The 10,996-nt window shown below is 71.2% G+C and carries 12 protein-coding genes; 10 read left to right on the top strand and 2 right to left on the bottom strand.

Translation table 11 applies throughout. The features are described 5' to 3' along the window. Window positions 1-7 precede the first annotated feature (7 nt). The 10 genes from AB0F81_RS35275 (at window position 8) to AB0F81_RS35230 (ending at window position 9,269) form a co-directional block, all read left to right on the top strand. Window positions 8-715 carry an ABC transporter ATP-binding protein gene (locus AB0F81_RS35275; RefSeq protein ID WP_360204308.1) on the top strand — a complete coding sequence of 236 codons (708 nt, stop codon included), beginning with the start codon at window positions 8-10 and terminating at the stop codon, window positions 713-715. Window positions 716-894: 179 nt separating this feature from the next. Then, window positions 895-1,614: an ABC transporter ATP-binding protein gene (locus AB0F81_RS35270; RefSeq protein WP_360204305.1), complete on the top strand. Its 720-nt coding sequence runs from the start codon at window positions 895-897 to the stop codon at window positions 1,612-1,614. 8 nt (window positions 1,615-1,622) lie between these two features. After that, complete coding sequence (locus AB0F81_RS35265) at window positions 1,623-2,501, top strand: branched-chain amino acid ABC transporter permease (protein WP_360204302.1); 879 nt, start codon at window positions 1,623-1,625, stop codon at window positions 2,499-2,501. Window positions 2,502-2,646: 145 nt separating this feature from the next. After that, a complete protein-coding gene (locus AB0F81_RS35260) occupies window positions 2,647-3,669 on the top strand; it encodes a branched-chain amino acid ABC transporter permease (RefSeq protein ID WP_360204300.1) in 1,023 nt (340 codons plus the stop codon). After that, window positions 3,666-4,934 (top strand): ABC transporter substrate-binding protein, encoded by a 1,269-nt coding sequence (locus AB0F81_RS35255; RefSeq protein WP_360204297.1) that lies wholly within the window; start codon window positions 3,666-3,668, stop codon window positions 4,932-4,934. Before AB0F81_RS35260 ends, AB0F81_RS35255 begins: the two co-directional genes overlap by 4 nt. Window positions 4,935-4,977: 43 nt before the next feature. Next, on the top strand, window positions 4,978-5,727 hold the full coding sequence (locus AB0F81_RS35250; RefSeq protein WP_360204294.1) for an SDR family oxidoreductase: 750 nt from the start codon (window positions 4,978-4,980) through the stop codon (window positions 5,725-5,727). After that, window positions 5,724-6,497: an SDR family oxidoreductase gene (locus AB0F81_RS35245; protein WP_360204291.1), complete on the top strand. Its 774-nt coding sequence runs from the start codon at window positions 5,724-5,726 to the stop codon at window positions 6,495-6,497. Before AB0F81_RS35250 ends, AB0F81_RS35245 begins: the two co-directional genes overlap by 4 nt. Further along, window positions 6,494-7,474 (top strand): phosphotransferase family protein, encoded by a 981-nt coding sequence (locus tag AB0F81_RS35240; RefSeq protein WP_360204289.1) that lies wholly within the window; start codon window positions 6,494-6,496, stop codon window positions 7,472-7,474. The genes AB0F81_RS35245 and AB0F81_RS35240 overlap by 4 nt, the downstream gene beginning before the upstream one ends. Further along, window positions 7,474-8,673, top strand: coding sequence for an acyl-CoA dehydrogenase family protein (locus tag AB0F81_RS35235; RefSeq protein ID WP_360204286.1), 1,200 nt, complete (start codon window positions 7,474-7,476; stop codon window positions 8,671-8,673). Before AB0F81_RS35240 ends, AB0F81_RS35235 begins: the two co-directional genes overlap by 1 nt. Then, window positions 8,670-9,269: a TetR/AcrR family transcriptional regulator gene (locus AB0F81_RS35230; RefSeq protein WP_360204283.1), complete on the top strand. Its 600-nt coding sequence runs from the start codon at window positions 8,670-8,672 to the stop codon at window positions 9,267-9,269. The genes AB0F81_RS35235 and AB0F81_RS35230 overlap by 4 nt, the downstream gene beginning before the upstream one ends. Here the strand turns inward: AB0F81_RS35230 and AB0F81_RS35225 are convergent. Together AB0F81_RS35225 and AB0F81_RS35220 are read right to left on the bottom strand one after the other, a co-directional pair. Further along, a complete protein-coding gene (locus tag AB0F81_RS35225) occupies window positions 9,248-9,442 on the bottom strand; it encodes a hypothetical protein (protein WP_360204281.1) in 195 nt (64 codons plus the stop codon). The genes AB0F81_RS35230 and AB0F81_RS35225 overlap by 22 nt on opposite strands. Before the next feature lie 11 nt (window positions 9,443-9,453). Further along, window positions 9,454-10,996 (bottom strand): LuxR C-terminal-related transcriptional regulator (locus AB0F81_RS35220; RefSeq protein WP_360204280.1); only part of this gene is annotated, 1,543 nt, incomplete at its 5' end.

Below are 10,996 nucleotides of genomic sequence, written 5' to 3'. Positions count from 1 at the left end.
TGGCTCCATGTCAACAGATCCCCCGCTCAAGGAGCTCGCGCTCCATCACATAACCGTTCGCTTCGGCGGTCTGACCGCTCTCGACGACGTCTCGCTGCGCGTGGCGCCGGGCCGGATCGTCGGGGTCATCGGGCCGAACGGCGCGGGCAAGACCACCCTCTTCAACGTCATCTGCGGCTTCGTGCCGCCCACCTCGGGACACCTCACCCTGGACGGGCAGCCCTGGCGGCCGCGACCGCACCAGCTCAACGGCCTGGGCATCGCCCGGACCCTGCAGGGCGTCGGCCAGTTCGGCGGCATGTCCGTCCTGGAGAACGTGATGGTCGGCGCACGCGGCCGCCGCGCCGAGGCGGAGGCGATGTCCGCCCTCGCCACGTGCGGTGTCGACCGCTACGCCAGCGCCCGTCCCGGTGCGCTGCCCTATGCCATTCGCAAGCGGATCGAGCTGGCTCGCGCCCTGGTCGCGAAACCGCGGATCCTGATGCTCGACGAGCCGGCCGGCGGCCTCGACGCCGACGAGATCCACTGGCTCGCCACGCTGATCAAGGAGACCGGCACCACGGTCCTCCTGGTCGAGCACCACATGGACCTCGTCATGTCGGTGTGCGACGAAATCCTCGTGCTGGACTTCGGTAAGCCGATCGCGCTCGGCTCGCCGGAGGAGATCAGCAACAACCCCCGGGTCACCGACGCCTATCTGGGCGCAGCCGCCTGACGGCCTGATCGGCCACGACACGCCGCAGCCGGCCTTCGGCCGGCTCCATCGCCATACCCGCAGCACGCCGGCCACCGAGGTGAGCCGGCGGCGCAGCCATACCAGCGAACAGCACGACGGTCCGCAGAAGGAGGAACGCCGATGGCCACGCGTACCGCGGCAACGGCAGGAGAGACGGCATGAGCAGCGCACTGCTGGAGGTCGAGGGCCTCACCGCCGGGTACGGCGCCGCGCCCGTCCTGCACGACGTGAATCTCACCGTCCAACCCGGAGAGATCGTCGCGGTGCTGGGCGCGAACGGGGCCGGCAAGACCACGCTGCTGCGTACCCTCTCCGGGCTGGTCCGCAGCAGCCGCGGCAAGGTCGTCTTCGCCGGTGAGGACCTGCGCGGCACCCGGGTCGAGCACCTGGTGCGCCGCGGCATCGGGCACGTCCCGGAGGGCCGCGGCGTGGTCACCGAGCTGACCGTGGACGAGAACCTGCGGCTCGGCGGGCTGTGGCGCAAGGACCGGGCCGAGGCGAAGCGGTCCCTCGACGAGGTCTACGAGTTGTTCCCGCCGCTGGCGCAGCGCCGCGACTTCGCCGGTCACCAGCTCTCCGGCGGCGAGCGGCAGATGCTCGCCCTGGGCCGGGCCCTGGTCGGCACGCCGAAACTGCTGCTGCTCGACGAGCCGTCGCTCGGCCTCGCCCCGAAGGTGACCGGGCAGATCATGGCACTGCTGCGGGACCTGCGGGAACGCACCGGCCTGGCGGTGCTGCTGGTGGAACAGAACGTCCGCAGTGCGCTCTCCATCGCCGACCAGGGTGTGGTGCTGGCGCTGGGCCGCGTGGTGGTCCGTAACCAGGCGGCGGTCCTGCGCGACGACGCCGATCTCCGGCACGCCTACCTCGGCTTTTAGGAAGAGGCATGAACGAGTTCGTCTATCTGACTTTCGACGGGCTGAGCCGGGGCGCGGTGTACTCCGCGTTCGCTCTGGCCCTGGTGCTGATCTGGCGGGCCGCCCGGATCGTCAACTTCTCGCAGGGCGCGATGGCGGTGGCCGCGGTGTACGCGGCCTATTCGGTGACCAACGCGACCGGGTCGTACTGGCTCGGGTTCGTGGTCTCCATCGCGTTCGGTCTGGTGCTCGGCGTCACGGTCGAGCGGGTGGTGATGCGGTTCGTGGACCACTCGTCGCCACTCAACGGGGTGGTCGTGGCGCTCGGTCTGGTGCTGGTGATCCAGGGCGTGCTCGGGATCATCTACGGCAACGAGTTCCTGCCGGTGCAGGCCCCGTTCAGCCGGGACGCCTTCGAGGTGGGCGGGGTGGCGCTGCTCTCCCGCTACGACGTGTTCGTCTTCGCGGCGGTGGGCGCGGTGGTCGGTGCGCTCACGCTGCTGTTCACCCGTACGGCGGTGGGCCTGCGCATGCGGGCCGCGGCGTTCGCGCCGGACGTCTCGCGGCTGCTCGGTGTCTCGGTCGGCGGGATGCTGACGCTCGGCTGGGCGCTGGCGGCGGCGGTCGGTTCGCTCGCCGGGATGCTGGTGGTCCCCACCGAGCTGGGCCTGCACCCGACCGCGATGGACGTGGTCTTCATCTCGGCGTTCACCGCCGCGGTGGTGGGTGGCCTGGACAGCCCGATCGGCGCGGTCGTCGGCGGTCTGGTCGTCGGCCTGCTGCTCTCCTACGTCAGCGGTTACGTCGAGCCGACGGTCGCCCCGATGGCGGTTCTGCTGCTGCTCGTCGTGGTGCTGCTCGGCAAGCCCGGCGGTCTGTTCTCCAGTTCGAAGGCGAGGGTGGCATGACCCACTGCACCGAGCGGCACCCAGCCGCAGGAGGGCATGCCGAAGGTGGCACAGCCATGACCGACTGCACCGAGCGGCACCCAGCCGCACCGGCCTGCTGGATCGCAGGCGAGGGCCAGGAGGGCATGCCGAAGGAGGCACAGCCATGACCGACATCAAGGCGAAGTCGAGCGCGGCGCCCGTACCCGATCTGGTTGCTCCGGCGCCGGCCCGCCGGCGCCCGATCCCGGCGATCCTGGTGATCGTGGCCGGCGCGGCCATCGTGCTCGCGCTGACCTACACGCTGCCGCCGTTCCGCAACTACCAGCTCGCCACGGTCGGCGCCTACTTCTGCGTCACGGCCGGCCTGACCGTCCTGACCGGACTGAACGGGCAGCTGTCGCTGGGGCACGGCGCGCTGATGGCGACCGGCGCCTACACCCTCGCGCTGGCGCAGAACAAGTGGATCAACCTGCCGCTCAGTTTCCTGCTGGCGATCCTGGTGACCACCGCGGTGGGGGCGGTGATCGGCCTGGCCGCGGCTCGGCTGCGCGGACCCTATCTGGCCGGTCTGACGCTCGCGGTGGCGATCGTCGTGCCATCGGTCACCAGCACGTTCGACGAGACGTTCAACAGTGATCAGGGCCTGTCGGTGGTGCTGAACCCGCCGCCGGGGACGATCCCGATGGAACGCTGGCAGGCCTGGCTGTGCTGGGCCGGCGCGCTGGTCACGGTGCTGCTGCTGGTGCTGCTGGTGCGCGGCCGGTTCGGGCGGGACCTGCGGGCGGTGCGGGACGACGAGACCGCCGCCAAGCTCGCGGGCATCAACGTCGCCCGTACCCAGGTCCTGGCTTTCGTGGTGAGCGCGGCCTGCGCCGGCCTGGCCGGCGCGCTGTTCGCCTTCCTCGCGCAGAGCGTCTCGCCCGGCGCCTTCCCGCTGACGCTCTCGCTCTTCCTGGTGATGGCGATCGTGATCGGCGGGCTGGGCAGCCTGATCGGTTCGCTGCTGGGCGCGGTGCTGCTGGTGCTGCTCCCCACGCTGTCCCAGTCGATCGCCGAGCAGACCGGTTCGCACCGGCTCGAGGGCAACCTCGCGCTGGTGGTGTTCGGCGTGGTGCTCGTCGTCGTCATGCTCGCCGCCCCCGGCGGCCTCGCCTCAATCCGCATTAAGTTCAGGAGGAACCGATGAAACGCACGGTAGCGACGGCGCTGGCCGTCGTGCTGATGGCAAGTGCCGCGGGCTGCAGCGACGACGGGGGTGGCGGCAACAGCGGCGGCGCCGATGTCCCGGGTGTGACCGACACCGAGGTCGTGGTCGGCACGCACATGCCGCTCACCGGCCCGGCCGCCGCCGGTTACTCGAAGATCGCGCCGGCGACCAAGGCGTACTTCGACTTCGTCAACGCGAACGGCGGCATCCACGGCCGCAAGATCACCTACAAGGTCAAGGACGACGGGTACAACCCGGCGAACACCCAGACCGTGGTGCGTGAGCTGGTCCTGCAGGACAAGGTCTTCGCGATCCTGAACGGCCTGGGCACGCCGACGCACACCGGCGTGCTCGACTTCCTCAAGACCAACCGGGTGCCGGACCTCTTCGTGGCCAGCGGCAGCCGCAGTTGGAACCAGCCGGACAAGTACCCGGGCACGTTCGGGTTCAACCCGGACTACACGGTCGAGGGCAAGATCCTGGCGACCTACGTGAAGGAGAGCCAGGCCGGCAAGAAGGTCTGCTTCCTCGGGCAGGACGACGACTTCGGCCGGGACATGCTGGCCGGCGTCGAGAAGGTGCTCGGCCCGGTGGCGGCCAAGCAGAGCTACGTGACGAGCAACCCGAACGTCGGCCCGCAGATGGGTGCGCTCAAGTCGGCCGGCTGCCAGGTGGTCATGCTCGCGACAGTGCCCGGTTTCACAGCGCTCTCCATCGGTACGGCTGCGAAGATCGCCTTCAAGCCGCAGTTCGTGGTGAGTAACGTGGGCGCCGACCCGACGACCGTCGGCAAGGCCCTGGGTGCCGCCGCGCCGCTGATGGAAGGCGTGGTGGCGGCCAACTACCTGCCGCTGACCACCGACGAGGCCAACCCGTGGATCCAGCTCTTCAAGAAGGTCAACGCGGAGCACAACGGCAACGCCGAGTTCGACAACAACATCGTCTACGGCATGTCGGTGGCGTACCTCTTCGTCCAGGCCCTGCAGGCCGCGGGCAAGGACCTGACCCGCGACGGGATCATCGACGCGGTCAAGAAGAACGGCTTCCAGGGCCCGGGTCTGGTTCCGCTGCGGTTCTCCGAGTCGGACCACTCCGGGTACGGCGGAACTCAGCTCACCAAGGTCGAGGGTGGCAAGGCGGTGTTCTTCGGCACGCCGTACACCACCGACGACAAGGAGGCTCCGGTGGCGCCGCACCAGGCGCAGGCTGTGACGCCGCCGCAGAACGGCGTACCGGCCGCGTAATATCTGCACTCCCTATGCAACAAAAACGACGAGAGGTTGGGCGATGGCAGACCAGGTAGCAATCGTGACCGGTGCGAGCCGAGGAATCGGGTTCGCCATCGCCCAGCGCTTGATAGCCCAGGGCGCCCGCGTCGCCGTCACCGGCCGCGACGCCGACGCCCTCGCGGCCGCCGTCAAGGAGCTCGGCGGCCCCGAGGTGGCGGTCGGGGTGGCCGGCAAGGGCGACGACGCGGCGCACCGGGCCGCGGTGGTCGACACGGTGCGGGAGAAGTTCGGGCCGGTCACCACACTGATCAACAACATCGGGATCAACCCGGCGTACGGGCCGCTCGCCACCATCGACCTGAACGCCGCCCGCAAGATGGCCGACGTCAACCTGATCGGCACGCTCGGCTGGGTGCAGGAGGCGCTGCGTGGTGGCCTCGGCGAGGCCGACGGCGGCTCGATCGTCAACATCTCCTCGGTCTCCGGCGTCCGGCCGGCGCCCGGGATCGGCTTCTACGGCACCACCAAGGCGGCTCTGATCCACCTCACCGAGGAACTCGCCGTCGAGCTGGCGCCGAAGGTGCGGGTCAACGCGGTCGCCCCGGCGGTGGTGAAGACCCGGTTCGCCACGGCGCTCTACGAGGGGCGGGAGGCCGAGGTGGCCGCGACGTACCCGATGAAGCGGCTCGGCGTGCCCGAGGACGTGTCCGCCACGGTCGCGTTCCTCTGCTCACCGGAGGCGGGCTGGATCACCGGCCAGACCATCGTCATCGACGGCGGCGTCACCCTGACCGGGTCGGTCCAGTGAAGCGGGTGGTCGTGACCGGCGCCGGCGGCGGGATCGGGGCCGCCCTGGCCCGCCGGTTCGCCGCCGACGGCGCCCGGGTGGTGGTCAACGACCTGAACGGCGACGCCGCCCGCACGGTCGCCGGCGAGATCGGCGGGATCGCGGTCCCCGGCGACGCGGCCAGCGAAGAGGACGTCCGGAATCTGATCGACACCGCCTGGACCGAACTCGGCGGGATCGACCTGTTCTGCTCCAACGCGGGTGTGCTGTCGTCCGGCGACGAGAACACGCCGGACGAGCAGTGGCAGCGCGACTTCGGGGTCAACGTGATGTCGCACGTCTACGTGAGCCGGGCGCTGCTGCCCCGGTGGCTGGACAGCGGCGAACCGAAGCGGCTGCTGGTCACGGTGAGCGCGGCCGGGCTGCTCACCCTGCTGGGCAGCGCGACCTACTCGGTCACGAAGCACGCCGCCCTGGCGTACGCCGAGTGGCTGCGGGCCACGTACGCACATCGAGGTTTGATCGTGCAGGCGCTCTGCCCGCAGGGCGTGCGCACCGACATGCTGACCCGGGGTAACGAGGGCGGCAGCGGCAGCGCCGCCCTGCTCGCGGAGGGCGCCCTGGCGCCCGAGGCGGTCGCCGACCTGGTCGCCGCCTCGCTGGCGGGCAGCGAGTTCCTGATCCTCCCGCATGCTGAGGTGGCGGACTACTACCGCTTGCGCGCGACCGATCCGGATCGTTGGCTGGGTGGCATGAACAAGTTGCAGCGCGGCTTCGAGGCGTCGACGTGAAGGGCTTGGACCTGGCGAAACTCCAGGCCTATCTGGACAGTCCGCCGCTGGCCGCGACGATGTTCGCCGGCGGCCGGTCGAACCTGACCTACGCGGTCACCGACGGCACGAACCGCTGGGTGCTGCGGCGGCCCCCGCTCGGGCACGTGCTGCCCACGGCACACGACATGGCCCGCGAGCACCGGGTTCTCTCCGCGCTCTCGGAGGCCGGGTTCCCAGTGCCGAAACCGGTCCTGCTCTGCGACGACACCTCGGTCATCGGCGCGCCGTTCTACCTGATGGAGCACGTCGACGGGACGATCTACCGGGAGGCAGCCGATCTTGAGCGGATCGATCTGCACGCGCTGACGCTGACCCTCGTCGACACCCTCGCCGACCTGCACTCGCTGGATCCGTTGACGATCGGCCTCGGCGACTTCGGGCGGCCGGAGGGGTTCAACGAGCGGCAGGTGCGCCGGTGGAAGAAGCAACTCGACGCCTCCCGCAGCCGCGAGTTGGCCGGCGTCGAGGAGTTGCATGCCCGCCTCGCTGTGGACATCCCCGCGGGCGGGCCGGGCGCGGTGGTGCACGGCGACTTCCGCCTGGACAACGTGCTCATCGGTCCCGACTTGACGGTGCGAGCCGTTCTCGACTGGGAGATGTCGACGCTGGGTGATCCGCTCAGCGATCTCGCGCTGATGCTGGTCTACGCCGGCCGACCGCTGCTGTTCCGCGACGGCCAGCCGGTCGCCCCGATCGACCTGCCCGGTCACCCGTCACTCGACGAGATGGCCGCCCGGTACGCCGAGCGCAGCAAGCGCGACGTCGGTGACCTGCACTGGTACATCGGGTTCGCCGCCTTCAAACTCGCCGTCATCCTCGAGGGCGTGCACTACCGCTACACCAAGGGTCAGACGGTCGGCCCCGGCTTCGACACCATCGGGGCGATGGTCCCGGTCCTGATCGAGCAGGGCCACCGAGCGCTGGAAGGACACTGATGGACTTCGAGTTCGACGCGAAGACCGAGGACTACCGCAAGCGGCTGCTCGCCTTCATGGACGAGCACGTCTATCCCGCCGAGGCGTCGTTCCACAGCGACGGCTGGGAGCCACCGGCCGTGCTGTCCTCTCTGAAGGAGAGAGCGAAGGAAGCCGGCCTGTGGAACCTCTTCCTCCCCGGTGAGCACGGCGCCGGGCTGACCAACCTGCAGTACGCCCCGCTCGCCGAGATCACCGGCCGCAGCCCGGCGGTCGCACCGCCCGCGCTGAACTGCGCCGCGCCGGACACCGGCAACATGGAGGTTCTCGCCGAGTTCGGCACCCCGGAGCAGCAGGAACGGTGGCTGAAGCCGCTGCTGGCCGGAGAGATCCGCTCGGCGTTCGCGATGACCGAGCCGCAGGTGGCCTCCTCCGACGCCACCAACATCGGCACCCGGATCGAGCGGGACGGCGACGACTACGTCATCAACGGCCGCAAATTCTACATCACCGGCGCGATGAACCCGAACTGCAAGATCTTCATCGTGATGGGCAAGACCGACCCGGACGCCGCCCGGCACGTGCAGCAGAGTCAGATCCTGGTGCCCCGCGACACCCCGGGCCTGACCGTCAAGCGCGGCATGACGGTCATGGGTTACACCGACGGCGACCACGGCGGGCACGCCGAGCTCATCTTCGAGAACGTACGGGTCCCGGCGAGCAACCTGATCGGCGAGGAGGGCGGCGGTTTCGCCATCTCCCAGGCGCGCCTGGGGCCGGGCCGGATCCACCACTGCATGCGGCTGATCGGCATGGCCGAGCGCGGCCTGGAACTGATGTGCACCCGGGCGCTGGCCCGGACCACGTTCGGCAAGACCCTCGCCGAGCAGGGCGTCATCCAGGACTGGATCGCCGAGTCCCGGGTCCGCATCGAGCAGGCCCGGCTGCTGGTGCTCAAGGCCGCCTGGCTGATGGACACCGTCGGCAACAGGGGCGCGCACACCGAGATCCAGGCCATCAAGATCGTGGTCCCGTCCACCGTGGAGTGGATCCTCGACAAGGCGATCCAGACGCACGGCGCGGCCGGCCTCAGCCAGGACACCCCGCTCGCCGGGCTCTGGGCGAGCGCCCGCATGCTGCGCCTCGCCGACGGCCCGGACGAGGTGCACAAGCGTTCCCTCGCCCACCGCGAACTGAAGCGTTACCGGAGTGGCTCGTGACGACACCGCCCCGCGTCGACGGTCGTACCGCGCGGTCCGAACGGACCCGCAACGCGATCGTCGACGCCCACCTCCAGTTGATCCGCGAGGGTGACCTGCGCCCGACCGCGGATCGGATCGCCAAGCTGGCCGGGGTGTCGCTGCGCGCCCTGTGGAGCCACTTCGCGGACATGGAGGCGCTGATGACCGCCAGTGGTCAGCGCGTGCTCGAACAGCGGGACGCCTCCTACCAGCCGGTGCCGGCGGACCTGCCGCTGGCGGAGCGGATCGAGGCGTACAGCCGCCAGCGCGCCCGCCTCCTGGAGGAGATCAGCCCCAACGCGCGCGCCTCGGCGCTGAAGGAGCCTTTCTCGACCGGTCTGCAGCATTACCGCAAGCTGCACTCCAACCGGGTACGCGACGAGTTGCTGCACACCTTCCCGGCCGAGATCGACGGCGACGACGAGCTGCTGAACGCCCTGACCTCGATCAGCCAGTGGCCGACCTGGGCGACCTGGCGCGAGGCCATGGACCTGCCGGTGGAGGCCGCCCAGGCCGCCCTGCACCGGTCCGTCTCGGCGCTGCTGGCCGGGCGTTACGCGGACGAATCCCGCTGAGGTGCTCCCCGAACGGCCGGAAACGGCCGGGCGGGGAGCCAGGAGAACCAGTGGTCGAGTGCGGCACGAAGCCGGCCGCCGGCCGCCGGCCGGTGCTGGTGCCGCGCGGCCCGGGCGAGATCAGCTTCCCGGGCCCGGATCAGTTCCTGCTGGATCTGCCAGGGTGTCGTCATGCAACTCGACGCTAGGCATCCGGCGGCCCCGGGAAATCGGTGTGAGTGCCCAGGTAATGCCGGGCGGCCTGGCCGCGCCGGGACACCCCGAGCTTGCGCAGGATCGCCGAGACGTGGTGGTGCACGGTCTTCGTCGACAGGAACAGCCGCTGCGCGATCTCCACATTCGACATGCCCTCGCTGACCAGCGCCAGCACCTCGACCTCGCGCCGGGTCAGCTCGGCCGGGTGGTCCCGGGTGCGGCGCTGCGGCCCGCGCGGGATGTCGCGCAGGCCCAGTGAGCGCAGCCGGCGGGTGACGATCGCGGCGGCCGGTGCGGCGCCGAGCCGCTGGAATTCCGCGAGCGCGGCACGCAGGCCGGCTTCGTGCGGCGCGCCGGCCAATGCCAGCGCAGCGTCGTACGCGCAGCCGCGCGCCCGCCACTGTGCGGCGGCCTCCTCCACCCGCCCGCCGAGCTGGGACCGGTACGGCTCCAGGGCGGGCGCCGGCGCCCGCGTCCCGGCCAGGGCCCGCAGCCAGGCGAGTTCACCGGTCACCCCGACGGCATCGCAGCGCCGGGCCAGTTCGAAGGTGTCCCGCAGTTCCGCCTCGACGTCACGTCCGCCGAGCCAGGCCGCCTCCGCCCGGGCCGCCGCGACCGGCGCCCGGTACTGCACCTCGAACTGCCCCTCGGCCAGCTCACGCGCCTCGTCCAGGGCCGGCCACGGGTCCTGCGTCCCGCGCCGGGCGGCGACCAGGCCGGCGACCGTGAGCGCCAGGACGCGCAGCAGCGGCGCCGGCTCCGCGGTCCGCACCAGCGACCGGGCGTCCTCGGCGGCGGCCGCCCACCGGCCGGTGTCCAGCCGGTACCGCGCCCGGTACGCCACCAGATAGCTGCTCCACGCCTCCAGCCCGAGGTCCTCGCACGCCGCGATCCCCCGGTCCAGCCAGGACACCAGGTGGTAGGCCCGGGTTCGGGTCAGCGCCCAGCCGGCGTGCAGATAGGCCCGGCCGACGTGCTCGGCCAGCCCGTCACGTTCCGCCCGGGCGAGGCTGCGCTCCAGGTCGTGGATGCCCTCCGGCTCGTCGTGCAGCAGCCGCATGGTGCCAACGTTGTTGAGGCTGTGCACGACGACCTCCGGCACGTCGTGCTCCTCGGCCAGCCGCAGCGCGCGTTCGCCGTGTTCCAGCGTGCCCGGGTAGTCCTCCAGGTTGAGCCGGGCGGCCGACTCGTGGGTGCACGCCACCGCCAGCTCCGGTCCCGGTGGCAGGCCGTCGAGCAGCTGGAGGGCCGCCCGGCCGGCCCGCGCCGCCTCCTCGGCGAAGCCGCCGCACCACAGCCGCCGGGCCAGCGCGACGAGCGCCGCGCCCTCGCCGGGGCGGTCGCCGGCCTGCCGGCGGAGCCGGATCGCCTCGCGCAGAGCGGCGATCGCCTCGGTGGTCTGCTCGGTCAGGTAGCACTCGTGGGAGCGGCGTTCCAGCAGCTCGGCGCGGTCCGCCGGGGGCAGCGGGCGGGCGAAGCGGAGGGCCCGCGCGTACTGGGCGGCGGCCTCGCGGTGCGCGCCCCGGGCAGCG

The organism is Actinoplanes sp. NPDC024001 (assembly GCF_040638955.1).
Classification (GTDB): Bacteria; Actinomycetota; Actinomycetes; order Mycobacteriales; family Micromonosporaceae; genus Actinoplanes.
This window is presented reverse-complemented; position numbering and strand designations above follow the sequence as displayed.